Source organism: Anaerosphaera multitolerans, from assembly GCF_004006535.1.
GTDB classification, from domain to species: domain Bacteria; phylum Bacillota; class Clostridia; order Tissierellales; family Peptoniphilaceae; genus Anaerosphaera; species Anaerosphaera multitolerans.
Map to the genome: position 1 here is coordinate 58,894 of NZ_RLIH01000009.1, position 26,465 is coordinate 85,358.

General features: G+C 31.2%; 26 protein-coding genes. 5 read left to right on the forward strand and 21 right to left on the reverse strand.

Annotation, left to right across the window (positions count from 1 at the left end):
* Window positions 1-13: 13 nt before the first annotated feature.
* Together EF514_RS10995 and EF514_RS07075 are read right to left on the reverse strand one after the other, a co-directional pair.
* Window positions 14-142 (reverse strand): oxaloacetate decarboxylase, encoded by a 129-nt coding sequence (locus tag EF514_RS10995; RefSeq protein WP_127724740.1) that lies wholly within the window; start codon window positions 140-142, stop codon window positions 14-16.
* A 13-nt stretch (window positions 143-155) separates the two neighbouring features.
* On the reverse strand, window positions 156-1,271 hold the full coding sequence (locus EF514_RS07075; RefSeq protein ID WP_127724774.1) for a sodium ion-translocating decarboxylase subunit beta: 1,116 nt from the start codon (window positions 1,269-1,271) through the stop codon (window positions 156-158).
* Window positions 1,272-1,823: 552 nt separating this feature from the next.
* On the opposite strand from EF514_RS07075, the gene EF514_RS07080 reads away from it, so the two are divergent.
* Entirely contained in the window at window positions 1,824-2,591 is a 768-nt protein-coding gene (locus EF514_RS07080) for an SDR family NAD(P)-dependent oxidoreductase (RefSeq protein WP_127724741.1), read from the forward strand.
* 46 nt (window positions 2,592-2,637) lie between these two features.
* Here EF514_RS07080 and EF514_RS07085 read toward each other — a convergent pair whose 3' ends face one another.
* The 5 genes from EF514_RS07085 to EF514_RS07105 form a co-directional block, all read right to left on the reverse strand.
* Window positions 2,638-3,819 (reverse strand): sodium/glutamate symporter, encoded by a 1,182-nt coding sequence (locus tag EF514_RS07085; protein WP_127724742.1) that lies wholly within the window; start codon window positions 3,817-3,819, stop codon window positions 2,638-2,640.
* 406 nt (window positions 3,820-4,225) lie between these two features.
* Window positions 4,226-5,461 (reverse strand): sodium/glutamate symporter, encoded by a 1,236-nt coding sequence (locus tag EF514_RS07090; RefSeq protein WP_127724743.1) that lies wholly within the window; start codon window positions 5,459-5,461, stop codon window positions 4,226-4,228.
* A 491-nt stretch (window positions 5,462-5,952) separates the two neighbouring features.
* Window positions 5,953-6,486: an inorganic diphosphatase gene (locus tag EF514_RS07095; RefSeq protein ID WP_127724744.1), complete on the reverse strand. Its 534-nt coding sequence runs from the start codon at window positions 6,484-6,486 to the stop codon at window positions 5,953-5,955.
* A 133-nt stretch (window positions 6,487-6,619) separates the two neighbouring features.
* Window positions 6,620-7,438, reverse strand: a complete 819-nt coding sequence (locus tag EF514_RS07100; RefSeq protein ID WP_205666389.1) for a TraX family protein — start codon at window positions 7,436-7,438, stop codon at window positions 6,620-6,622.
* Window positions 7,439-7,521: 83 nt separating this feature from the next.
* Window positions 7,522-7,941 (reverse strand): GNAT family N-acetyltransferase, encoded by a 420-nt coding sequence (locus tag EF514_RS07105; protein ID WP_127724745.1) that lies wholly within the window; start codon window positions 7,939-7,941, stop codon window positions 7,522-7,524.
* 151 nt (window positions 7,942-8,092) lie between these two features.
* Between EF514_RS07105 and EF514_RS07110 the strand changes: the two genes are divergently transcribed.
* Window positions 8,093-8,950 carry an EamA family transporter gene (locus EF514_RS07110; RefSeq protein WP_127724746.1) on the forward strand — a complete coding sequence of 286 codons (858 nt, stop codon included), beginning with the start codon at window positions 8,093-8,095 and terminating at the stop codon, window positions 8,948-8,950.
* 35 nt (window positions 8,951-8,985) lie between these two features.
* Here EF514_RS07110 and EF514_RS07115 read toward each other — a convergent pair whose 3' ends face one another.
* The 8 genes from EF514_RS07115 to EF514_RS07155 form a co-directional block, all read right to left on the reverse strand.
* Window positions 8,986-9,528 (reverse strand): ClbS/DfsB family four-helix bundle protein, encoded by a 543-nt coding sequence (locus EF514_RS07115; protein ID WP_127724747.1) that lies wholly within the window; start codon window positions 9,526-9,528, stop codon window positions 8,986-8,988.
* A 17-nt stretch (window positions 9,529-9,545) separates the two neighbouring features.
* On the reverse strand, window positions 9,546-10,010 hold the full coding sequence (locus EF514_RS07120; RefSeq protein ID WP_127724748.1) for a zinc ribbon domain-containing protein: 465 nt from the start codon (window positions 10,008-10,010) through the stop codon (window positions 9,546-9,548).
* Between the two features lie 277 nt (window positions 10,011-10,287).
* Window positions 10,288-10,731 (reverse strand): GNAT family N-acetyltransferase, encoded by a 444-nt coding sequence (locus EF514_RS07130; RefSeq protein ID WP_127724749.1) that lies wholly within the window; start codon window positions 10,729-10,731, stop codon window positions 10,288-10,290.
* An 82-nt stretch (window positions 10,732-10,813) separates the two neighbouring features.
* Window positions 10,814-11,344 (reverse strand): GNAT family N-acetyltransferase, encoded by a 531-nt coding sequence (locus tag EF514_RS07135; protein WP_127724750.1) that lies wholly within the window; start codon window positions 11,342-11,344, stop codon window positions 10,814-10,816.
* Window positions 11,298-11,777 carry a GNAT family N-acetyltransferase gene (locus EF514_RS07140; protein WP_127724751.1) on the reverse strand — a complete coding sequence of 160 codons (480 nt, stop codon included), beginning with the start codon at window positions 11,775-11,777 and terminating at the stop codon, window positions 11,298-11,300. The genes EF514_RS07135 and EF514_RS07140 overlap by 47 nt, the downstream gene beginning before the upstream one ends.
* Before the next feature lie 118 nt (window positions 11,778-11,895).
* The gene (locus EF514_RS07145) at window positions 11,896-12,660 is read right to left on the reverse strand and encodes an alpha/beta fold hydrolase (RefSeq protein WP_127724752.1); all 765 of its coding nucleotides are present in this window, start codon (window positions 12,658-12,660) and stop codon (window positions 11,896-11,898) included.
* A gap of 88 nt (window positions 12,661-12,748) precedes the next feature.
* Complete coding sequence (locus tag EF514_RS07150; RefSeq protein WP_127724753.1) at window positions 12,749-13,261, reverse strand: GNAT family N-acetyltransferase; 513 nt, start codon at window positions 13,259-13,261, stop codon at window positions 12,749-12,751.
* Window positions 13,262-13,846: 585 nt separating this feature from the next.
* Entirely contained in the window at window positions 13,847-14,446 is a 600-nt protein-coding gene (locus tag EF514_RS07155; protein WP_127724754.1) for a helix-turn-helix domain-containing protein, read from the reverse strand.
* Between the two features lie 257 nt (window positions 14,447-14,703).
* On the opposite strand from EF514_RS07155, the gene EF514_RS07160 reads away from it, so the two are divergent.
* Window positions 14,704-16,050, forward strand: a complete 1,347-nt coding sequence (locus EF514_RS07160) for a GntP family permease (protein ID WP_127724755.1) — start codon at window positions 14,704-14,706, stop codon at window positions 16,048-16,050.
* A gap of 21 nt (window positions 16,051-16,071) precedes the next feature.
* Window positions 16,072-17,181 (forward strand): alanine racemase, encoded by a 1,110-nt coding sequence (locus tag EF514_RS07165; protein WP_127724756.1) that lies wholly within the window; start codon window positions 16,072-16,074, stop codon window positions 17,179-17,181.
* Window positions 17,182-17,876: 695 nt separating this feature from the next.
* Here EF514_RS07165 and rlmD read toward each other — a convergent pair.
* The 4 genes from rlmD to EF514_RS07185 are packed head-to-tail and all read right to left on the reverse strand — an operon-like array spanning window position 17,877 to window position 22,748.
* The gene (rlmD, locus tag EF514_RS07170) at window positions 17,877-19,157 is read right to left on the reverse strand and encodes a 23S rRNA (uracil(1939)-C(5))-methyltransferase RlmD (protein ID WP_127724757.1); all 1,281 of its coding nucleotides are present in this window, start codon (window positions 19,155-19,157) and stop codon (window positions 17,877-17,879) included.
* A 2-nt stretch (window positions 19,158-19,159) separates the two neighbouring features.
* Window positions 19,160-19,981, reverse strand: coding sequence for a CvfB family protein (locus EF514_RS07175; RefSeq protein ID WP_127724758.1), 822 nt, complete (start codon window positions 19,979-19,981; stop codon window positions 19,160-19,162).
* The gene (locus tag EF514_RS07180; RefSeq protein WP_127724759.1) at window positions 19,978-20,586 is read right to left on the reverse strand and encodes a hypothetical protein; all 609 of its coding nucleotides are present in this window, start codon (window positions 20,584-20,586) and stop codon (window positions 19,978-19,980) included. The genes EF514_RS07175 and EF514_RS07180 overlap by 4 nt, the downstream gene beginning before the upstream one ends.
* Entirely contained in the window at window positions 20,583-22,748 is a 2,166-nt protein-coding gene (locus EF514_RS07185; protein ID WP_127724760.1) for a DNA topoisomerase III, read from the reverse strand. The genes EF514_RS07180 and EF514_RS07185 overlap by 4 nt, the downstream gene beginning before the upstream one ends.
* An 87-nt stretch (window positions 22,749-22,835) precedes the next feature.
* On the opposite strand from EF514_RS07185, the gene EF514_RS07190 reads away from it, so the two are divergent.
* Window positions 22,836-24,359 (forward strand): bifunctional metallophosphatase/5'-nucleotidase, encoded by a 1,524-nt coding sequence (locus tag EF514_RS07190; protein WP_127724761.1) that lies wholly within the window; start codon window positions 22,836-22,838, stop codon window positions 24,357-24,359.
* Between the two features lie 20 nt (window positions 24,360-24,379).
* Here the strand turns inward: EF514_RS07190 and EF514_RS07195 are convergent, their stop codons facing one another.
* Together EF514_RS07195 and nth are read right to left on the reverse strand one after the other, a co-directional pair.
* Window positions 24,380-25,819: a VanW family protein gene (locus tag EF514_RS07195; protein WP_127724762.1), complete on the reverse strand. Its 1,440-nt coding sequence runs from the start codon at window positions 25,817-25,819 to the stop codon at window positions 24,380-24,382.
* A complete protein-coding gene (gene nth, locus EF514_RS07200; protein WP_127724763.1) occupies window positions 25,816-26,463 on the reverse strand; it encodes an endonuclease III in 648 nt (215 codons plus the stop codon). The genes EF514_RS07195 and nth overlap by 4 nt, the downstream gene beginning before the upstream one ends.
* Window positions 26,464-26,465 lie beyond the last annotated feature (2 nt).

A 26,465-nucleotide genomic window follows, 5' to 3' on the forward strand; every position in this document is an offset into this window, starting at 1 on the left:
GATTTTATTTTTTCTATTTTTTATTTTTAAATACAAGTAGCATCAGCTTAACTGAGAAATAAAAGAGTATCAATACTATAAATACTCCTGCCAATCCCAATAAGGCAACCGCCAATCCCTGTCTCATTACTTCCATATCCATAATTTACCTCCAACTACATAAATAATGGTACCAGCGCCAGTATCATACTTCCGGCTACTACTGAACCCAATTGTCCCGCTACGTTTGCACTCATCGCCTGCATTAGTATGAAGTTTGTTGGATCCTCTTCCGTTGCTATCTTCTGTACCACTCTTCCTGACATAGGGAAAGCTGATATTCCAGCTGCTCCTATCATTGGATTTACTTTGTTCTTTAGGAATAAGTTTAAGAACTTTGCAAATAATACTCCACCTGCTGTATCAAAGATAAATGCCACTAAACCCATTCCCATTATCATTAACGTCTTTGAGTTTAAAAAAGCATCTGCGGACATTGTGGAACCTATTGTTATTCCAAGTAATATCGTTACCAGGTTTGCAAGTTCATTTTGTGCTGATTGGGATAATCTCTCCAATACTCCACATACTCTTATTAAGTTACCGAACATCAAAGCTCCTATTAAAGCAACACTCATTGGAGCTATTACTCCGGATATTATTGTAATAACTATTGGGAATAATATTTCCACTATTTTCGGTACGTGAACCTGAGCATACTTCATTCTGATTTTTCTTTCACTTTTAGTTGTAAGTAATCTTATTACCGGTGGTTGTATTATAGGTACAAGTGACATATAAGAATATGCCGCTACGGAAATTGGTCCTAAATAATTTTGAGCAAATTCCTTTGCCACATATATTGAAGTCGGACCATCTGCCGCTCCTATTATACCTATTGACGCTGCTTCAGGAAGAGTGAACATTCCTGTTGCAAGAGCCACTAACATTGTTGCAAATATACCGAATTGTGCAGCCGCCCCAAAAAATAACATAAATGGACTGGCGATTAAAGGTTTAAAATCAATCATCGCTCCAACTGCAATAAATATTAATACCGGGAATAATTCCGTTGCTATACCTGCATTGTATAGTAAAGTTAAAAATCCAGCATCTCCCACTGCGGAAGATAGCGGAATGTTACAAAGTATCGCTCCAAATCCTATGGGCAATAATAAAGATGGTTCATATTCCTTGGCTATTGCAAGATAAATTAACAGACCACCTATTAAAAACATTATTACTTGATTGAATTGTAAATTTAAAACTCCTACAAGTAATCCTTCCTTCATGCCTTCCAATAATCCTTCCAAATTTTATCCTCCTTCTATGATAATAATAAAATTATAATGATTTACTGCCTAAAACTTTAATTTACAGCCTACCTCCTTGGTCTTAAGTTATAGTAATAATAAATAGACAAAAAAATAAATAACTGCTTTTAAAAAAGTAACTAAAGTTATCTCCTTCTTAGTATATAAAAAAACAAGACTAATTTCATAATAAGAACACCTAAAAAACTTTGCCATTGAAAATAATTATGCAGTCTAATTTGTTAAATGAACTAGGGCATTTCATATGGTGGATTAGTCTATTATTGATGGAATAATTATACTATTTTAATTTTATCTTTACAAGGAATAAACGCTAGGCAGCTGTAATTTTACCTATTATTTACATATTTTACTTAGAGTTTACATTCTTTGTTTTAAAGTGTACCTACCAAGCTAATCCTTTAAATATTTATCAATTCACCATATAAAATCGTAGAATTAATGATATAATGTAATTGTTAAAATAAAATCAATGATTTATCATTGCAAAATAAATTTTAGGAGGATGTTATGTACGAATTAACAGGAAAATATGCAGTTGTAACGGGAGCATCTAGTGGTATAGGCGAAAACGCAGCGATAGGCTATGCAAAAGCAGGCGCTAATGTTGCTGTTTTAGCAAGAAGATTGGAAAAACTTGAAGCCTTAAAAGAAAAACTTGAGAGCTATGGAGTTAAAGCAATAGCTGTAAAATGTGATGTTGCAAATGAAGAATCTGTAAAAGAAGCTGCAAAGGTAATATTTGAAAATTTCCCAAGAGTGGATATTTTATTTAATAATGCAGGTATTGCAGTACACGGTGACGTTGTTAATCTTAGTGAAGAAGATTGGAATAAATCCTTTGACATTAACGTAAAGGGCATATACTTTATGTCAAAATATATACTTCCAAATATGATTGAAAATAAATACGGAAAAATTATTAATACAGCTTCAGTAAATGCCGTTATTTCCGATAAAAGTGAAATCTTTGTAAGACATTCCTACAACGCTTCTAAAAAAGCAGTAGTAGGACTTACAGAAGCAATGGCAACTTATTATGGAAAATACAACATTACAGTAAATGCCATAGGACCTGGTTTGTTTAAATCAGAAATGACAGAAGGAACTTTGTTTAAATCTGAAGAATTTCTAAATGCTTACAATGCGGCAAACCCTATGGGTAGACCTGGAGAGCTTGATGAATTAAACGGACCGATACTGTTCTTCTCATCAGATGCTTCAAGTTATGTAACCGGTCAGTTTATAGTTGTTGACGGAGCTATTTCATTAACTTAATTAATTTTAAAAAAGGTTTCTATTTTAACGATAGAAACCTTTTTTCTTATAAGAACTCTACAATTATTGACATAAATAAAGGATTTGCAATATCCACTGCCAGTACAGAAAGTGCAGGGAATATTATCCATGCTATATGAGAATATCCGTAAGAGTCCATTATAGATTTCTCATTTGCAATGGCATTACTTCCGGAACCCATTGAGGTCCCAATAAAACCTGCAACCATAACAGCAGCAGCATAATCTTTTTTATAGGCTCTAAATGCCACAATCATTCCAAAACCTACAGTTATTATAGTATCTAGAACTAACATTAAAAGTATAGGCCCAAGCATATTAACTATTAATGTTAAGTCCATTGTCATTATTGTAACTGCCAAAAATATATCCAAACTTATACTTTCTATTGCATTTATTTCCGGCTCATAAAATTTAATTCCCACAGCTTCAATTATATTTCTACAAATTGCTCCCGAAAATAGCATACCTATAAAATAAGGCATTTCTATATATGGTATCTGTTTCAAAAAATACTGTATTGGAATACCAAGAGCACCAACGATTAAAATTAAACACACCATATTAAATAATCTTGGAACGTCTAGTAATGCTTCTTCATGACTAGTATCCATTAGTTCTAAATCCTTAGGATCAGATTTTAACTTATATTTTCTAATTAACCAAACTGCTGCGGGTCCTCCAGTTAAACTTCCAAGAGCAAGCCCTACAGTTGCAGATGCAACTCCGGCCTCTGTTGCCCCAATAGCTCCCAACTCCTCATACATAGCTCCGAAAGCTGCCGCCGTTCCCGGACCGCCTGCATGAGCACCGGTAGTAGCATTAACTCCTATTAAAGGATGGATACCAAAAGCTTTTGCTAAAACTATTCCAAGGGTTCCTTGAAGTATTACTATGGCAGTTATAGTCCAAAAAATTGGAATTATGTACTTCTTACCATGTTGTAGTGTTTTTAAACTAAATCCAAATCCAACACATGTAAAGAAAATGTTCATTAAAAAACTGGATAAATCCTTGTTCCATGTAAAGGCAATTACACCGTTAAACTTTAAAATACTAAGTATTACAGATACAATAAGACCACCAACTACCGGTGCAGGAATCGCCCACTCTCTTAGAACTCTACTTCTTGATACTAACTGTTTACCAAATAATGCTATAACACAGCCTAAGGCCGTCGTTGCCAACATATCAAAACTAAATTCCATTTTATGCCTCCTATTATTTATGTATTCTATTGTTACTAAGTTTAATAAACTGCCCTCCTTTCATATAATAAATCAAATTTCTTTTCATAAATTATACTATTTCGAAACAAGTAGAACTATAGACTTTCCGAGAATTTACCTCTCCTTTACAGTTAAATTACACATCTCAAGAAAAGTAAATAAAAATTTATAATTTAATAAACCAACTGAACATTAAATTATAAAACTTATTCTTCATAAGCAAAAACCCCTATGTCAAGGGGTTTCTACTCAGTCTACCAATTTTAAATTTTAATTAATGGATTTCACTAAAAACTAATATAAGAACTATTGTTTCCAAATTATATATAAATTTTCTACAAAGCTAATATTAAACCCTTATAATTACTTAATACTTCAATAAGTCTTAAACTAACAATCCAGCATGAGTTAATAGGAAAAACGGCATAAGCATATCAATTATAAATCCGCCCACTACAGGTATTGCAAAATATGCCTTGGGAGAACCTCTTTTATATCTTTCCTGCACAGCATTCATACTTGCAATAGCATTTGGAGTGGCACCCATTGCATATCCGTAAAATCCCGCAACCATCATAGCTGCATCATAATCTTTTCCATTCGCTCTAAATACAACTAAAATATCGTAAATTGCAAGGACTATAGTTTGAACTAGAAGAATTACAAGTAACGGTCCTGCTATACCGATTAATTTCCAAACCTCAAGCTGCATAATTGTCATTGCTAAAAAAATATTTAAAAACACTTCTCCAGTTACTGACATTTCATTTATAGGCATTTCCTTACCCTTTGCATCTCCAATATTTCTTATAATTGCAGCTACAATTATAGGTCCAATATATATTGGTAGACTTGCTACAGGATTGATTTTTTGAATAATCATATCCAGTGGAATCTTTACTATCGTTCCTATACCCATTGCTATTATCAACATAAAGAAACCAATAGTAAAATTATTTACGTTCATAACACTTACTTCTTCTTCGCCGGTTTCTAAGTTCTCATAATCAATATTATCAGTATTTATATTGTCTTTAATTTTAGCCTTTGATAATAAATCATATTTATCAATTAAAAATCTTGCTAAGGGGCCTGAAACTAACCCCCCTGCCACAAGTCCAAAGACTGCAGCGCTAATTGCAATCAACGTACCATCTTGCATTCCCATAGCTTCCATAGTAGGCCCATAGGCTGCCGATGATGCAACTCCTCCCATTAAAGAAATTGCTCCTGCACAAAGACCCATTAATGGATTTTCTCCAAAAGCCATCGCAATAGTAGAACCTATTAAATTTTGGCCGACTAAACAGATGACCGAAACGATAGTTAAAACTATAATAGCCCAACCACCTGATTTGACAATTTTCCAACTAGCAGAAAATCCAATTGTAGTGAAGAAAGTTACCATAAAGAAATCTTTTAACTCATTTGAAAATTCAAAAGAAAATGTACCTGTCTGTCTTCCTATAAGATGTATAAGTGCAAATAATAATCCTCCCACTACCGGAGCGGGAATACAAAATCTATTTAGTGCAGGAATCCAATCTATAATTTTTTTGCCTAATAAAAATATTAAAACTCCTGCGCATGCGGACTGTATCATATCTAAGTTAATTATCAAAAAGCTCCCTCCAACTCACCTTACTTAATTTAAAATATGCAACACTTCATTTTTACAATATGTATTAACGATTTGCTAACCCATAGCTTGTAAATATTTCTAAATTTATTTCCAAGTTTTAAATTAAAATAAAAAAATACTATTAAAATATTTTATATCCTAATTTCTAAACTTAAAAATATCAAAGACTTTGAAACAATATCCTTATTGCTTACTTTATCTCTTTATCAAAATACCTCCTTTAAGGTGAGTATAATTCCATGACTTTTTGATGTCCAACTGTTTATCCCCACTATAAATACAGTAAATAATCTGTATATATTTTATTTTTTACAATTACTTTAAAATAAATTAACATTTTTTTTACATATTTTTTTAGACTTTTATAACAATTTTAAATTAAAAAAATAATTTCTTTAAAGCTATTAAAGTATTTGAAAAAACCTCCAAAAAAACACCCTTTTGAATAACTATCAAAAAGGTGTTTATATTTAATTTTCTCCAAATCTCTCTTCATATTCCTCTATAGACGCTCTTATTATTTTCTTTGCTTCTTTAGCATCATTAATCATATTTACTGCTGTTTCCTTACCTTCCAATTCTTTATATACTGTAAAGAAATGCATTATTTCATCTATAATATGTCTTTGGATTTCCTTATACTCTCTTATTTTATTGTAATTGGGATCCTGAGTCGGAACTGCAATTATTTTTTCATCTCTATAACCTTCATCAGTCATAACTACCACTCCTATTGGATAACATTCCACCAAAGTTAAAGGCAGTATTGATTCGGAACACAGAACCAATACATCTAAAGGGTCGTTATCCTGAGCATAGGTTTTTGGTATAAACCCATAATTAGCAGGATAATGTGTTGATGTATATAAAATCCTGTCTAAAATTAATAAACCGGTCTCTTTATCCAATTCATACTTATTTTTACTACCCTTACTGATTTCTATTAATGCTAAAAATTTTTCAGGAGTAATTCTATTACTGTCGATATCATGCCATACGTTCATTATTTCACCTCCGTTTATAGGATTAAGTTTAAAGGAATATTTATCCTTTGTAAACAACTCTATTGTCTATTACTTGTAAATTATAATATACACTTAAAATTTAAGCGCCAAGTTCCACCTGACGCTTAATAAATTATACTATAAATAACAAAGTTGAAATAATGTATAGAACTGCTATATGGGCAGGGTAGAATATATAAAAGAATTTCTTCATCTTTCTCCCCTCTCTGCCATTATATAGAGCCATTAAAATTCCTGAAAATACCATCATCCACTGTATATTTGAAGTAAATAAACTTCCCATTGTAAATCCCTCTGTCCAAAATTTAGTACTGATTATAGCTATAACTGCAAGAGCTGCAATTTGTAAAGGTCTCTTTCTTAAATAGTAAAATAAAAGACCTAGGATAATAAATACAAATCCTCCTTCAACTAAATAAACAGGCGGAAATATAAGAACTAAATTTATTCCAAAAGGTATGCTAATCAACGACATAGCAAATACATTATAGGCTGCATATGCTAGTAAAATTAATACACCAATAACGGCATTTTTATAATTTGATTTCTTTACTCCATCTATAACTAAATCAATGGCGCTTATTAAAATTGCCAATATCAATAATGTTCCAAATATATTGTTCATTAAAACAATGTTCGGATTCGGCAAAACTTTTTGAAGTACAACAGACATCAAATTCATAGCTATAGAACCAAACAATAGATTTCTAACATATTTCAACCTGCTGTGCGTATATCTAAGACCTTCTGTTGAAAGAAAAATAAATATCGGAGCAACTAACCTTCCCAACATTGTAAACCACATTGGAGCGCCAACATGTACAAACATTTGATGTATATGATCAAAAAGCATTAAAATTATACCTATAATCTTTAAATCAAATCCCGTTAACGGTAACTTACTTTCTTTTAAAGAAACATTCCTTTCCAAATAATCACTTCCCAATAAATTTAATAATATTATAATAAAATACAAATCTAAAGATTTTCTAAACTAATTCTAAATATTTTCAGCTATTTTAAATATCTCATTAAATATTCAAGCTCACCTGTACTCTTATCAATGTTTTCTCCTACAATTTTAAATCCCTCTCCCATATAAAAATTAACAACCCTTTTATTTTTTGCATATACAGATAAATTCAAAATATTATTTTTATCTTTAACTTCATTTAATAACTTTTTACCTATGCCATTATTTTGATAGTTAAAATCTACAAAAATTCCTTCTATATAACTATCTTTAAGACCTATAAAACCTTTAATTTCTCCATCATCATATACCATAATTTCTGCCTGCAACATTAAATATCTTACTAAATCATAATTTCCCACCCAATAATTTTCCTCTATAAAATTATGAGCCTTAATATTTGTTTGTAACCAAATTTCCATAACTCTTTCAATATCCATATTTTCAAAGTTTCTAATCATCTTCTACTCTTTCCCTTTGTTTTAATAAATTAGTATTATATCCCTTTTATTAAACTATTTCCAGTTTTTATATTATAAATACAAAAAAATAATAAGAGTTTTTTGTTTTTCTATTCTTTTGCTATAATAAATTTAAGAAGAAGGTGTTATTATGTGGATATTTTTTGCATTTGGTTCGGCCTTTTTTGCCGGAGTTACTTCCATACTTTCAAAAATAGGTGTTAAGGATATAGATTCCAACCTCGCTACTGCCATAAGAACTACTGTAGTCCTTGTAAGCGCTTGGTTATTAGTTATACTTACAGGATCTATAAATAGATTAACTGAGGTTTCATTAAAGACGTTTATATTTCTAATGCTTTCAGGTTTTAGCACAGGTGCATCCTGGATTTTCTATTTTAAAGCTTTAAAATATGGAGATGTCAATAAAGTAACTCCTATAGATAAAAGTAGTACCATTTTAACTATGGTACTTTCATTTGTTTTTTTAGGTGAATCTTTTAATTACATATCTCTTATTGCCATGATTTTAATGGCATTTGGAACATATATGATGATTGGAATTCAAGATTTTCAATACAGTAAATCCACTAATAACAGTTGGTTTATCTACGCTGTGCTATCTGCTATTTTTGCCAGTTTAACAGCTATCTTAGGGAAAATAGGAGTAGAAGACATAGATTCTAATTTAGCAACTGCCATCAGAACTGTATTTGTATTTATTTCTGCTTGGCTCTTGGTTTTTTTGAGAAATACTGATTTAAACTTTAAAGATATAGGTAGAAAATCCTGGTCATTCCTAATTTTATCCGGCTTTGCTACCGGTTTTTCTTGGCTCTGCTACTATAAAGCTCTTAAAGATGGTCCCGCTTCTGTTGTAGTTCCAATAGACAAATTAAGTATTGTCATTACTGTGATGTTTTCCTACTTCCTTTTAAAAGAAAAACTATCTAAAAAAGCTTTTATAGGATTAATATTAATTGTAGCAGGAACATTTATACTAATATAGACCAATGAAATATCACTGGTCTATATATTTAATATTTAATTATTTTTACAATTTTTAATATGTGCCTTTAATTTTTTCAATGCCCATTCATAGTGACTTGATGTTGAAGAAACACAATAACTTCCCAAAGTTGTTCCTCCTGTCCAGGAAAAGTACTTTGATGTAAATAACTCTTCATTAGAAAATGTTTCAACAATATACATAACTTTTTTGTGACTTTCCTCTAAAAGGTTTTTTGATTCATCAAAGGTAGTTCCTTGATGCTCCTCCCAAAACTTCACATTCATCTCTCCATAGGTTCTCCAGTTGTAGGGTGCGGGCAAAAAAGATTTTTCTATACCTCTCATATTGGATTCAATCCAATTAATCAATAACTTATGCCATTCATAGAGATGAATAAACACATCTCTCACATTTTTATCTCTTTTCCAATGAACCTCTTTTTTCTTTAAATCATCTTCAAAATTAAAAGAGATACTAAACTCCTCATCAGTCATATTTTCCACCAAGTTCATTAACTTCTCAAAGTTATATTCTGATTTAGAGACTAAGTCTTCTTTCGTAGTAGGTCTAGCCAAAAGACACCTCCCTTTATTTAATCATTACTTAACTTTTCTTTCCAATACTTTAACTTCGGTAAATTCTCTTCTAGCATAACCCTAATCTGTTCTTCTTCAATCCCTAAATTCATAGATGCCATACTTGGAGCGCAGTAGTTTATTAATTCCTCTAAACTTTCATATTTAAACTCCCCTTGGTCATAACACCATTTACAGTAATCCTCATTGAAATTGCCATCTATCTCCCTACTTATGTACTCATCTTCTGACAAAGGCATACCACAGCATTGACATATTAAAGTCCTAGGCGACCCTAGAAGTGTATTAATGGAAAGATCAAATTCCTTTGAAATCAGCTTTAAAGTATCAATCCCTGGCTCAGTTTCTCCCCTTTCCCACCTGCTAATTGCCTGCCTTGAAATCATCAATTTATTTGCCATATCCTCTTGAGTCATTCCCTTATCCAATCTCAGTTTTTTTAAAATATCTTTTATTTCCAATATCCCACCCTCCTTTATTAAAATTATACCAATTCTCCAAAATTATAAAAAGCAACTTCCCGTTGCTTTCCACTAATTTTATTTAGTTTTAAAATAGAAAATAAACATAATCACAATAATTAAAATATAGACCAAATAAATTACATAGGTTAAATTTAAGCTAATAGGAAGTGACAGTTGAGGGTTATATAGTGCAAATCCTATAAACAAAATCATACACACTAACATTCCAATTCCAATTATTAAATATTTTTTCATAATATCCGACCCCATTAATTTAACCTTTCTCCATCTTTAAATACTGCATATCTGTAAGTTGAATACCGTCTTCATATATGGGCTTGCTGTAATTATCCAAAAAGAAATTTTTTAATATATGTGAAGTTTGAAATCCCAGCTTCTTGTAATATTCTACATTTGAAGTTCCATATCCAGTTCCAACATAAATTTCCTCATAGTCTTTAAAGTGTTCAACTATAAATTTTACCAGTGACTTTCCATATCCCTTTTTACGATACTTGGAATAGACGGCTAAATTTTTTATTTCATATATTCCTTTTCCTTCCTCTGTTACTAGGCATAGACCCTTAATTCCAAAATCATCTAAAAGGAACATATACCCCCTACTTAAATATTTCTCCACCATATGCTCATCTTCATCACCAATTAAAAGTAAATCCAAGTAATCTTCTTTGTTTTCTTTAACTTCATATATTCTCACTTATCTTCACCTATTTCAATTATAAGTTAATTTTTATTATTAAAAAAGAACCTTATGACTCTTTAAAGATTATAACTATATGTTATTTTTCTATAGATATCCAATATCTTTCAATATTTATATCTTTAAACTTATCATATCGAGTGTCTTCATAAATGCCTCCATTACTTTTTATAGTTCTCCTACTAGCCTCGTTATTTTCATCACAAGTTACCAATAATTTATCATACTTGCCTTTGTACATGTTTAATAATTCTCTTAACATAATTTTAGCATAGCCTTTTCTTCTCTCGGAAGGTCTAATTGAAAAACCAATGTGTCCGCCGTAGTTTAACAAAAACTCATTTAATTCATGTCTTAGCTGAATCATTCCTAAAACTTTTTTATCATATTCCCTTATAAATATATATTGCTCCGCAGTAACATAATTTTCAGGCAGGTTTTCTTTAACTTCATATTTTTGAGAATGACTTAGCCATTCTTCTATACTATCCAAATTTTCTAAATCTCCTGAACCGGCAATTTGTTCGCCTGATTTTAAGAATTCCTCTTTATAAAGGACAATGTCATTCAAATATATTTCTTTTGGTTTTACTAATTTTAAATTTTCCATCCCTTCTCCTTACCATATCTATATGCAAGATTCCTTCATCTAAATAAGCAGTACCTATCTCAATAAAATCTAAGGACTTATAAAATTCTATTAAGTACTCCTGTGCCTGAATATGTGCTTCCAAACTATTCATTTGACTATCTATATAGTCCATAGCTTTGTTCAGTAATATTCGCCCCATACCCTTACCTCTTGATTCCTTTTCTACTAAGACCCTTCCAATATGAACAGTTTCACCCTTAGGTATTATACGACAATAGGCTTTAAGTTCACCATTCTCCAGTCCCATTATATGAATTGAGATTAAATCCTCATCGTCAACTTCATTGTAGGGGCAGTTTTGCTCAACTACAAATACCTTTGTCCTTTCCCTATATATTTTAAATAATTCTTCTATTGTAAGTTCCTTAAATTTTTTTATTTCCCAATCCATTTCTTTCCTCTGTTTTTCTATAATTAATTAAAACATTTAAAAAGACTTTTTTAATCTCTTTAAATGTTTATGTTTTCACTACTTTAATTGAAATATTTAAAACAATTTTAACTTCTAATTAAATAAATTCCAAAATAGCTTGGTTAACTTCATTTGGATTATCCATATTAGTAGCGTGAGTGGCATTGGAAATTACTTTTAATTTTGCATTTAAAATATTATCCGCCATATATTCCTGTTGGTAATTTGTAAAAAAGTCATATTCACCTATTAAAAGCAATGTAGGACATTGAACTTTATTAAGCTCTCTCTTACTTTCCATCTTCCCCGCCGCCGTCCATATTCTATTCCATCTATCATTGGAAAGCATTGAATTAGCTTCAATTATATACTTAAAATTACTTGGATTAATTGCGGACAGCATACAGGCTTGAAATGCACTTATAAAATTCATAGAAATAATTTTACTGTAAAATGAATATAATGGAAAATATATCATTTCATAAAGATTAAAACTGTTGCTACAAGGTGTTCCTATTAAAACTAATCCATCCACCCTTTCCGGATATTTAATTGCCGTGTGTAGAGATATATGTCCACCCATTGATAAACCGCAAAGAACAGCTTTATCTAAATTTAAATGATCCATTAAAGCTATTAAATCATCAGTAAAATCTTCCGGATCTATAGGTCCTTCCGGTAAAGTTGAATAGCCGTGACCTCTTACATCCCAAGTAATTACTTTAAACTTATCCTTTAAAGCATTTACTTGATTTTCCCATTGTAAATGGTTCCAAGTTGCCCCATGTGTAAAAATTATTGGCGAACCTTCACCTTCTACTTCATAAAATAATTTTACCCCCTTGTTTTCAAAAACAGCCATTTTATCTCCTCCTGTCGAAATAAAAATTATTTAATTCTCTTATGTTTCCTACTCATTCATACTAAATTACATGATTTTGTAATTATAGTTAGATTATATTATCAAAAGAGTAAATATAACTTATTTCTATAAGTTGTTTTCCTCCTATTTCACAAATATATTCATTCTTATTACATTTCCAGTTATTCTTTTCATAAAAATATCTTGCGCGCAGGTTCTCTTTTAATACCCATAAATATATATTCTTAAATCCGGATTGTTTCAAATCCTGCACTGCACTTTCCAACAATTTACTGCCATAGCCTTTATTGTAATATTCAGGCAATAAATAAATGGATATAATTTCACCCCAATCACTTAGTGATTTATCTCTAGATTTTCCATAAGCCGTACAGCCAATTATACTGCTTTCTTCTATCATAACCAATACAGTTAAAATATTATTATTAAGCCAAATTTCAAAGGGAGTCACCCAAAAATCTTCCTTTAACTCATCCAAATATGTTTGAGGAATAATTCCTCTATAAGCAAATTTCCAACTTAAAGCATGAATTCGGCTAATATCTTTTATATCCTCAATAGCTGCTTTTCTAATTTTCAAACAAAGGGCCCCCTAAACTATTTAATATTTATAAAAAAGCTATAAGTAAATTTATTTTACTAAGCTCTGTTAAAGAAATATTATCCTATAAATCAATTTATTTTTCCGCTTAATTTAAATATTATTTTCCTTATCAAATTCAAAATATCATTTATAAATACTATATCTTTATTATATACTTTTAATAAAATAATTAAATCAAAAAAGATTAAATTTTAAAATAAAACTTAATCTTTTTGATCTCTTATTCTTTATAATAGATTTTCTTTATTGTAACTAAAATAAATTTAATTACTTTTTAATTTAATACTTAGTTTATAATATGAAAAAATATTCTTTCCATAGCTTCTAAATATTTTCCAAAGCTTTGGCAATACGATTAAGCGCTTCAGTTAATTGACTGCGAGGACAGGCAAAATTAAATGGTTTTTTATTACTAAATCAACCTGCACCATTGACCATTAAAATACAATTTAATAGCTTGCTCAATACCTCGATTATACATTAATATCCAACTAACTACTTAAGAAAACCAATATTAAATAAAGACGGTGTTTTTATTTTAAGACCTAGCCTTGTCTTCTATTAAAACGAAGGTGGTGTAATTGCAAATACCAACTTGCACTCCTCTTCATTTGGATTTTTCCACCTGTGTAATGTATTTTTAGGAATTCTCACACTATCTCCTTCATTTAATCTTATTATTTTGTTTTCTAGATGCAGTTCAATTCTACCTTTTGTACACAAAGCTACTTCCTCACCTTTATGACTCTTTAATTCATCTAAACTATACAATTTTGACGACAACACCAACTCACAAAATTCAATATCTCCCTTTAAATCTGGTACTAATAGATTATAATGAATTCTCTCATCCATTGCTATTCCATGTTTAATTTGCAATCTGTCTTCTTTTCTCACGACTATTGTGTCACTCTCATCTTCTTCAATAAATAAGCTAAATACTGGAATATCTAATGCAGCAGCTATTCCCCTAAGTGTATTTAACGAAGGATTAGCAGTCCCCTTTTCAATTTGGCTAAGCATAGAAGAAGATATATTTATCTGCTCTGCCAATTCTCTAATTGAAAACCCTAATTTCTGTCTATATTTATTAATATTAATTCCTAAATTATTATTGTCTATTATGGTCACCCCTTCACATAATTGTTTTAATTTTATCATAATTTAATATCTATGGCAAAAATTAAATCCTGTAAGTTAAATATAATTTAATAAATTAAATTATATTGACGATTCTTAAAAAGAATGTTAATATTCAATTATAGAATATTCTATGCACATTACTTAATATTTTTTGAAAACGTTTGTATTTTTCTATTCTTGTCTAAATACAAACTATACTCTTAATTAAAAGGAGGTTCAGAAATTATAAGCATGCGTACGCCACACTATAATTGAATATTATGAGGAGGTAATATATGAACACAACACTTACAATAATTGCTCTGTTTTTAGCACTATTTACTTTAATATTTCTAACTATTAAAGTAAAACTTCATCCTTTCTTCTCCCTGCTGCTTTCATCTTTTGTCTTCGGAATCGTTTCAGGAATGGGAATGGAATTGATGCTGGAAAACTTCGCAGAAGGAATGGGAAGCACTATAGCCGGCATCGGTGTGGTTATTACAATAGGAACCGTTACTGGATCTCTATTAGAAAAGAGTGGTTCCGCTGAAACTATGGCTAGAAGCATCCTAAAAATCACCGGAGAAAAACACGCTTCATTAGGCCTTGCGATTACTGGTTATTTCGTGTCCATACCTGTATTTTGTGACTCTGCAATGGTATTGTTATCACCAATAGCCAAGAGATTATCGCGCGATACAAAAATTTCCATGACCACCATGACAGTATCTTTAGCAATGGGACTACATGCAACTCATATGTTGGTTCCACCAACACCAGGCCCGCTAGCTGTGGCTGGGATTTTAAATGCGAATTTAGGTACAGTTATCGCAATGGGCGCTTTGGTTTCCATACCAGTTACGCTTGTTGCACATTTTTTAGCTACTAAATTCGGAAAGAAATATTATTATTTGCCTGAAAATATTGAAGAATTTGACGAAAACCAAAAATTACCTAATGCGTTTATGGCATTTACACCTATTATCATACCTATTTTTCTCATGGTGTTAAAGACAATAGTGGATTTTCCTAGCCATCCCTTTGGTGAAATGAATGCATTCGTACAAATTATGGGCATTATAGGACAGCCAATGATAGCTTTATTGATAGGTATGTGCATTGCTCTATTTACATACTTCTCCATCAATCCTACTGATAAAGAAGTTTATACTTTTAATGGTCTATTCGGTGAATCTCTTATGACTGCAGGTCAAATTGTGCTAATAGTAGGTGCCGGAGGAGCTTTCGGTTCAATCTTAAAGGCTTCTGCTCTTCAAGACATTTTAGTAAATGCATTGTCCGGAGTTGAAATAGGAATTTTAGCACCTTTTTTAATAGGAGCTATATTTAGAACAGCTATAGGTTCAGGAACTGTTGCAATGGTGACTTCAGCAAGTATGATTTTACCTATGCTGGATATATTAGGAATGTCTTCTCCTATGGGAACGGTAATTGCAATGTTAGCTTGTGCTGCAGGCGGTTTTATGGTCTTTCATGGAAACGACGACTTCTTCTGGGTTACAGCTTCTACTACAGAAATGGACACATCTATTGCATACAAAACTATGCCCATAATTTCGATTGCACAATCATTTACAGCATTGATTTGTGTATATATATTAAAGATTATATTCATTTAGTTTATGAAAGGAGATTTTATTATGAATATAAATAAATTACCTACACCTTCTATTGTTTTAGATATTGACACAATGGAAGATAATATCAAAAGAGTTCATGAATTAGCTAAAAAACATAATAAAGAGATTTGGCCAATGACTAAAACTCATAAGTCCAAAGAATTAATGCAATATCAAATTGACAATGGAGCAACTGGATTACTCTGTGGAACCATTGATGAATGTGAAGCTGCAACTGAATTAAATGTCGAAAACATAATGTATGCCTATCCTGTGTCTGATCCCGTTTCAATTGCCAGAATTGTCAACATTGCTAAAAAGTCCAATTTTATTATCAGAATTGATGGCATTGAAGCTGCTAAATTAATTAATGAAGTTGCCGAAACAAAAAATATAAAAATAAATTATACTTTAATAATCGATTGTGGACTTGGACGTTTTGGAATTCAAAAAGAAGATGCATTAAACTTTCTAAATGATATGAAACAATTTAAAAACTTAGTTTTCAAAGGAATATCTTCCCATCCAGGACAAGTATATGGAGTGACAACTAGAGAAGGAGTCACTGAATGTGCAAACCAAGAAATGGAAGTAATGAACTATGTATTGAAACAACTAAAAGCAAATGGATATGAGGTTGAATATGTAACTTCCGGATCAACTCCTACTTTCTTTGACGCCGTTGAAGACAAAGGTATTCAAATTTATCATCCAGGCAATTATATTTTCAATGACGCAATTCAAATGTCAATAGAAATTGCATCAGAAGATCAATGCGCCCTCTCAGTAATAGCTTCTATTGTATCCAATCCTAAAGAAGGTCTTTACATCTGTGATGCAGGCGCCAAATGTCTAGGTTTGGATAAGGGAGCTCACGGAAATGATTCCATAGTAGGACATGGAAAGATAATAGGACACCCTGATGCAATAATTGATAGCCTATCTGAAGAAGTCGGGAAAATTAAAGCAAAACAAGGAGAATTCAAAGTTGGAGATAGAATTAGAATGATCCCCAATCATTCTTGTAGTACTGCAAATTTGGCAAGTTATTTCTATGGATTTAGAGGAGATAATGTGGAAAAAATATATAGTGTAAATGTTAGAGGAAACTCTAAAAAATTTGACATTTAATATGTCTCCTATTCCTTATTAAAATATAAAATAATAAACCACTTGTTAATGCATTGTTCCAAGGAAAAGGACATTTTCAAAAGTCACCCCCTATTTTAATATAGGGGGTGTTTTTCTTTTCATATGCTTTGTACACTCAACTGCCTAAACACATTAATAAAGGACTACTTATAAAAGTAAGTCCCTGTTTTTGCTATTCTACTATATTTTTGATAAAACTTAAGTTCATATATCTATCTTTAAGAATTTACGCAGCCTTGTTTTATGCATTTAATGTTTACATTCATATGAAAAATACTGCATACGTCGGTTAAAGTATTTTTGATTAGAATACTCAAAGTTCTATTGTTTTTTTCTAAACTCGTTACAAATCTATATTCTAAAATTAAGATGATTATATAAATTATAAATAATATAAAATTCTTTACAACAAATATTATGTTCTATAAATTCAATTTTACACCTGGTATGTCTATAAAAATTCTATGTTATAACTCCATCAAGTAGATGTGTTGTAAGTTACACCTATAAATAATTTCTCAATATTAAAAAACCATCATAAATATATAATATACCCGCTATATCACCATATACACACGAACTCACATTAATCCTATTTTATTACTTTTTGCATACATCACATAAATCTTCCTTAAAAACAAAATATCTGTAAACTATAAAATAAAGTCTTTAACTTATTTATTCCTTTGTAGTAAAACTACATTTTCCACATGCACACTGTTACAGAACATATCTACAGGTTGTATTAGTTCCACTTTATAATCTTCACTTAGAAGTTTTAAATCCCTTGATTGCGTTGAGGGATTGCAGGAAATATATGCAATTTTATCCGCTCCTAACTTTAAAAGAGTATTTATTAGACTTTTATCTAAGCCCGTTCTTGGCGGATCTAAAACAATCTTATTAAAATATAGACTGTTATTTTCATAGAGTTTATGCAACACATCCTCCGATTTGCCACATATAAATCTGCTATTTGTAATATTATTTAATTTTGCATTTAATCTTGCATCTTCAACGGCATCTTCTACTACTTCAACTCCCACAACTTCTTTTACTTTATCTGCAGCCAGTAAACTAATAGTACCTATACCGCAATATAAATCCAGCAGTCTATCTTTCTTCTCTAACTTTAAAGATTTTAGAGCAACATTATAAAGTTTCTCAGTTTGAAGTAAGTTTACTTGAAAAAAAGAACGTGGAGATAATTTAAATTTCATTCCCAAAAGCTCTTCATTTAAATAATCGGAACCGTATAATTTTTTAAATTCTCTCCCAAATCTCACTTTCCTATTTCTGTTTATATTTTCAAAGACAGATACTACATTACTTTCAACTATCTTTGGCAATAGGGTATTAAAGTTTTTCACTCCCTTACTGGAGATAAAAACCGCCATTATTTCCCCTCTGTAGTTTTCCCTTATAGATACTTCATCTACACTTTTAATGCCCTTCCAAGTTCTTAATATTCTTATAAAATTATTGATTTCATCTTTTGCAATTATACATCTACTTACTTCTACAAGTTCCTTAGTGTTTTTCTTATAGTAACCCAATTTCCCGTCCAATACTTTTAATTGGATATTATTTCTATAGTAATAGGGCGTTTTCATTCCCAGCGTGTCTTTTACTTCCCCGTCAATACTTCCTATTCTTCTCAGGTCGTTTGTGACTTTTTCCCTTTTCCACTTTAATTGTTCCTTATAGTCAAATTCTAAAAAATCACAACCTCCACACACTCCTGAATAATTACATTTTGATTTAATTCTATAAGGGGAATCTTTTAATACGCTTAATACTCTAGCGGTGAAAAATCTTTTTTTATCTTCTAAAATTTCAGCTTCAACTACATCTCCTATTACTCCGCCATCTAAAAACACAGTCTTGTTATCTAGTTTTGCTACGCCCCCGCCCTTGTAGTCAAAATCTATTATCTTTAATCTTACATTTTCCATTTTTATTTCTTCTTTAACACTATTTTTTCAGGATATAATTCCACTAATCTTTCTTTATACAATGCACCTTCGGCTCTTTTAAAAGCAGCTTTTGAAAGTCCCGTTACTTCTTTTATAAGTTCAGGATCTGACTTATCGCCAAGGTTTAATACTCCGTCATTGTCCTCTAAAAGTTCCATTAATAATTCTGCATCATAGTGCATTTGCTTATAGGCTTTTTCTCTAAGAGTAAGGGTTATTTTTCCATCTCTAAGTATTCTTTGGACTCTGGCTTCCACTACATCTCCTATTTTATATACGCCCTTAAGCTCCTCCTGTAAAATCATTCCGTCATATTTGTCCTCTATGGCAACATAAGCTCCCTTATCACTTTTACTGTAAATAGTTCCCTTTACAAAATCATTTACCTTGAATCTATCATTATTCTTTAAAAGCTTATCTCCTATTTTTGTAGTAACACATAATCTATCGGAGGTATCAATATAGAGCATCATTAAATATTCTTCGTTTTCATTAATTCTTCCGGGAGTTTCTTTATAGGGTAAAAAGGCATCCTTGTCTAAACCTATATCTACAAAGTACCCATACTTTGTCTTAGATACCACTGTCAGCTTTTTAACTTCTCCCACTTGAAGCAAGGGCATTTTTTTACTTGCAACTCTATTTCCATTGGAATTGTCATAGATAAATACATCTAAAAATTCTCCAACCTTTAACTCTTCGTCATCATGTCTAGGCAAAAAAATATCTTCTTTCCCATCTGTTAAATATGCGCCTATCTTAGTTATATTCTTTACTTTTAAATTGTGTTTTCCCAGTTTCATTCCATATTCTCCTCTATAATTTGAGTTTCCTTTAAACCTCTACGCAAGATATTATCGCGTACTAATTCATAATAGTTAAGCTGTTTTAAAACGCCTAGACTGTAGTAGGTAAATTCAGGATATATTCCCAAGTTTACAATTATTTTTACCGCCGCAGGATAATTTACAAGTGGATAGAAATGAGCCAACATTATTCCAAATTTTATAGCCTCAATCACCCTTGTATCTCTCATTAAAAGTATTGAAAGTCCTGCAAGTCTTTTTTCTTCAAATATATCTAAGGAAAATATGAAGGATTCAAATTCAGAAAATACTTCAATTGCCCTTTTATCTTTGAAAAAATCACATATTAAATTTACACTGTCACTTTCTCTTTCGTAGAATTTTAATACAGCTTCATTAAGTTTTGTAGAATCTTCCCTATTCAGCTTTCTACCTTTTAAAATTTCAATTTCAAACTCTCCCCTATATCTTCCGTCTTGGGATAAGTTTGAAAAATCAATTTCTACTAAACTGTTTTCTTCCTCACTTTTTAAAAGCACATTGTATAGACTTTCATCTTTTTCTGTTTTTATCGGTTTTTTTCTTTTAAAAAAATTAATCATTTATCTCCAAAATCCAATCCCTTCAATGCATCTGCCAAAGAGTTATTAATATTTACATCGGTTTTTTGATTTTTAATATATCTCTTTGCCTCAGCCTTGGACATCTTATTTTTATTTTCTTTAAACTTCCTATCCATACTTTCCTTAGACTCTCTATAACCACAAGTCTCACATATATAGGAATTATTGTCCTTTAAAAGTTTCAATTTCTTATGGCAGTTGGGACACCTTATATTAGTAAGAATTGAAAGTGTCTTTCTATAGCCGCACTGTGTGTCCTGGCAGATTAAAAGCTCACTGTTCTTCCTATTTACTCTAAGCATTAACTTGCCGCATTCAGGGCACTTTATGTTAGTTAGATTGTCATGCTTAAATACATAGTTACTGTTTTTAATCTCCTCTACATTTTCTCTTGAAAAATCTCTAATCTCACTTAAAAACTGTTGATCCTTTAATTCTCCCTTTTCAATTTTTTTCAATTTCAATTCCCAGTCTGCAGTAAGCTCAGGACTTTTTAATTTCTCAGGGACAAGTTCCAAAAGTTGTCTTCCCTTGTTTGTAGTTCGTAAACGTCCGTCATTATTCTCTATTAAATCGGAGCTATATAGTTTTTCAATTATATCTCCTCTTGTGGCAACTGTTCCTATTCCGCCTGTTTCTCTTAAAGTGCTGGCTTTTTTAGAGCTTATATTAGAAACATATTTCACCGGATTTTCCATTGCAAGTAACAATGAACCTTCGTTAAAATACTGAGGAGGTGAAGTTGTTTTGGAAACCTTTTTAACTGAATTAATTTCAATTTCAGTACCTTCTTTTAAATCAAAAAGTCTTTGATTTTCCTCAAGTTCTTCCTCGTAGCTATCTAAAAGCTTATAGCCTAAATCAATATCTATTTTCCCTTTGGCTATAAAATTATGTCCCTCACAGCTGGCATAAATTTTAACTTCTTTATACTTATAAGGATTTAACAAGTGTGATAAAAATCGCTTTGCCACTAAATCATAAATTTTATACTCTCTATCTTCCAATTCATCTATTGCAAGTCTTTGTTCCGTTGGAATAATGGCATGGTGGTCACTTACCTTTTTATCGTTTACATAATTTTTATTACCCTTTATAGCGGTCTTTAATAAAGGAGCTATAAACTCTTTATACTTTCCCGTATTCATAGCTCTTAGTCTTTCCGGAATTGTAGGAACTATGTCCTCAGTTAAATATCTAGAGTCAGTTCTCGGATAGGTTAGAACTTTATGTCTTTCATATAAATCCTGCATTATATTTAAAGTTTCCTTTGCGGAATAACCATATCTCACATTTGCATCTCTCTGTAAATTTGTAAGGTCGTAAAGCTCTTTGGGATAGCTTTTCTTTTCATTTTCCTCAACCTTTGTAATCTTCAACTTTTTATTTGAAACAGCCTTTAAAATTGCATCGGCTTTTTCTTCACTTCCTATACTCATTGAATTTTTATCATCTATATAGCTAAAGGTCATAGTCTTAGTAAGCGCATTGATATTAAAATATTTTCTGCCTTTAAAGTTTGCTATTTCCTCTTCCCTTAGTCTAATTATATTTAAAGTAGGCGTTTGAACTCTACCGCAAGATAATCTGGCATTGTGTTTAAGCGTCAATGCACGCGAACCGTTTATTCCCACAAGCCAGTCGGCCTCCGCTCTGGACATGGCACTTAAATAAAGGTTGTAGTACTCCTTTGCATCTTTTAAATTTGCAAAACCGTCTCGAATTGCCTTATCCGTAACAGAAGAAATCCAAAGTCGCTTTAACTTTCCCTTATAACCGGACATAATAAGTATTAATCTTGCTACAAGCTCTCCTTCTCTTCCCGCATCTGTAGCAATAACTACTTCCGATATGTCCTTTCTGTTTAATAACTCCTTAACTACGTTAAATTGAGCTCTGGAGTTTTTAATAATACTTAACTTCATTCTATTAGGTATAATGGGCAGGTCTTCCATATCCCATTTTTCAAACTTCTTATTATATTCTTCAGGCGTGGAAAGAGTTACTAAGTGGCCAAGTGCCCATGTAACTATTTTATCCTCACTTTCCATATAACCTTTTTGTTTTTTATTTACTTTTAAAACCCTTGCAATATCTCTTGCAACAGAGGGCTTTTCTGCTAGTATAATTTGCTTTTTCATATATCTCTCCTTGCAAAATATTTTATCACATTGCCAAAAATTACTAAAGTGCTTTATTAGAGGGCTGTTTTATGTTAACCTATTTTTATGAAAGTTAATATATATGCCTCATCAGATGTGCACGGTCACATATATCCCTATGATTATGCTAAAAACATTCCTTTGGATTACAGTCTTGCCCATCTGTATGATTGTTATAAAAAAGATAAAAATAAATATAAAATTCTTGTAGATAATGGAGACATTATCCAAGGTAATTCCGCAGAATATTTCATAGATACAACGCCTAATCCCATTGTAAAAGTTATGAATTTTATGGACTATAAGATTTGGAATATGGGTAACCATGAATTTAACTTTTCCTATCCAAGGCTTAAAAAAATTATAAAAGATTTTAAAGGTACAGCACTAATGGCCAACTCAAACAGTAATTTCTTTTATAAGTACAAGACCATTAACCTTGAAGACATTAAAATTTCCTTTATTGGAATTAATACTCTTCTAATAAATTACTTTGAAAAGGAAGAATCTTTAGCAGGCCTAGTAATTGAAGATCCTATAGCTATTTTAAATCAGCTGTTAAATAAATTATCTAAGACTTCCAATGTAATAATAGGAATGTTCCACCTTGGATTGGAAGATGAAAATTCCATAGTTAATTCAGGGCTTTACTCCATTTTAAATAATATTGAAAACCCGCAGCTCTTTGATGTAATAATTTGTGGTCATACGCATAAAAGTATTTCTCAACTGTTTCACAAGGATATATTGATAACACAGCCCGCTGCCTATACCAAGACTATTTCTAAAATAGAAATGGACTTCTCTAAGGGGGTATTAATATCTAAAAATTCCTCTGCTATTAATCTGGCAGAATTTAAAGCCTCGGAAGAAATTTTAAAATTATATGAACCCTATCATAAAAAGATACTGGAATACACCCATGAGATAATAGGTTATGTAAAGGGAATAAAAAGAGAATTTAACTACGACTTTGAAGACAATCCATTAAATCATCTGTTGACAAAGATTATGTTAAAGTTTTCAAAGGCAGATGTAGTTGCCTTTCAAATAGACAACAAGGAGGCTCTTTTAAAAAACGGTCCTTTGAGAAGGTGTGATTTAGCTGAACTTTATTCCTATGACGGAGGAGAAGTCACCACATATAAAATGAAAGGCATAGACCTTAAAAAATATATACTTTGGAGTTATGATTACTTTAACTATAAAGATGGAAAAGTTTCTGTAAATGAAAAGAGAGCTGACTTTAAATATAAAACTTTAGATGTTTTCGGAAATATTCACTATACAATTGACCTAAGGGAAAAATCTGAAAACAGATTAAAAGAATTAAAATATTTAAATGGTAAGGACATACTTGATAGTGATGAAATAACTGTTGGAATGAATGAGTACAGAATGAATTTTTTAATTTCAAAAGAAGGTCCTCTTGCCGGAAAAACTTTTGAAAAAATAAGTTCTTCAAAATACATTGATGAAAATTTTAATAAGAGAGGTACTATTAGGGAGTTGGCAAAGTACTACTTTGAAGACTTGCCCAATAATACTTACTACTATAATGATGAATCTTATTTTTATATAAAATATTAAAGGAGTCCCTAGACTCCTTTTTAATTTAATCCGGAAACTGCCGGCTCTGCAGTTACGGTTTCCTTATTCTTTTCTTTTGAAGCCTCAGTTTCTTTCTTAACTTCGCTTTTCTCATCCTTGCTTTCATCTGCTTTACCTTCCCCAATAATTACCACTCTATCTTGAGGAATGTAATTGGATTTGGAAATTTGCTCCGATAAAACAACTTCTCCATTTTTTATAATTTCCTTGTAAGTTGTATAGCTATAACCCTGTGCGCCTTTTTTTGAAACTATTGACTCTCCCTCTTTTATTTCCGTAGAGTACTGTTGAATTACCTTAGGCTCAACTGTACCTATTAACTTAGGTATAATTTCCACTTCATAGTCCCTATCTCCTCTATTCCCAAATATTTGAAACTTTAATTCATTGCCGTCTGTAAAGGATTTTATATAAATATTATGATTGGTATTATTTCTAAATTTTAAATCTTTATATCCTTGTACTACAGCAGCATCTGTTCCCAATGGAACATAAGAAATCGGTCTACTATGATTATACCTTTCCACAACTTCCAGGTCAGATCTTATTAAGGCATTATAAAGTGTAGTTGAAACTTGACAAATTCCTCCGCCAATACCGTTGTCAAACTCTCCGTTTACTATTACTCCCGCTTCTTTAAATCCGGTATCAACGCTTATATCTCCAACGGTACCGTTAAAGGAAACTTCCTCTTCAGGTTTCACCAACATACCGTCAAAGAAACTGGCCCCCAAGGCAATATTGTCTTTTCGATTTTGAATAGACTTGGAATAATCCGTTGAAAATTCAACTAGTAAGTCGTCTATCCCTTCAAAATCAGCAGTGGTAACTAAAGGTTTAGATTTAATAACGGGAATTTCTATAGCTGTTTCACTTCTTAAATTGGAGTTAATTAAGTCTTTTAATTTTTCTGAATCTATATACCTTCCCTCTTTTTCCTCACTTAAAACAAAACTGCCATCAGTATAGGATATAGAAGCATTTTGAGGTTCCAAATAAATTTCATCTACTAGATTATTAATAGTTTCAGCTACATCTTGAGGATTAAAACTCTCCTCAATTTTAACATTCTTACTTACAGCTCCTGCACTTACTATATTAAAGAAATTAGCAAATACATTGTTGCTCCTTCCAATTTTATAAGCCTTATCTACAGCACCTTTTACATCCGCTTTAAATCCCAAATCCCTATAACTTACACTGTACTCTTTTTCATCTAAAATAAATTTTAAATTTAGATTGTTCTTTTCTTTTTCTTTCTCTTTTTCAATTTTTTCAATAGCTTCCAGTTTAGTAAGATTTTCAACGCTTATACCTTCTATGTTAACACCTCGATGAATTTTTTCATTCTTCATCTCCCTGTTAAAATAAACGGCCGCCAATGAAAAAAGTACTATAATAAATAAGCTACTAATAATTATTCTTTTTCCTAGCATCATCTGATTTCCTTTAAATAGTATCTACAATGATCTCTTATCTTACACTCTCCACACAAGGGATTTCTAGCCTTACAAACTCTTCTTCCATGAAATATCAATAAATGATGGGCTCGAGTCCAAGAACTTTTCTCAATCTTTTTTTCAAGGGCAATTTCTGTAGATTCCACATCTTTTTCATCTACAAATCCAATTCGATTTGCCAATCTGAAAACATGAGTATCAACAGCTATTGCCGGCACACCATAAGCAGTGGAAGCAACTACATTAGCAGTTTTTTTCCCAACCCCCGGAAGAGTCATTAACTCCTCTATGGTCTGTGGAACCTCTCCATTAAATTCTTCAATTATTTTCTTTGAGGACATATAAATACTTTTTGCCTTGTTTCTATAAAAGCCACAGGATTTTATTAACTCCTCAATATTTTCCAACCCTAATTCCAAATAGTCCATTGGGGTATTGTACTTTTTAAACATCTCACTTGTAATAATGTTAACTCTCACATCAGTACATTGTGCTGAAAGAATAGTCGCCACTAATAGTTCAAAGGGGCTGTTATGATTTAATTCACACTGTGCATCAGGATAACATTTTTCTAAAATTTCCAAAACTTCTTTTGCTTCTTTTTTTGTCAATAACTTTCTCATTC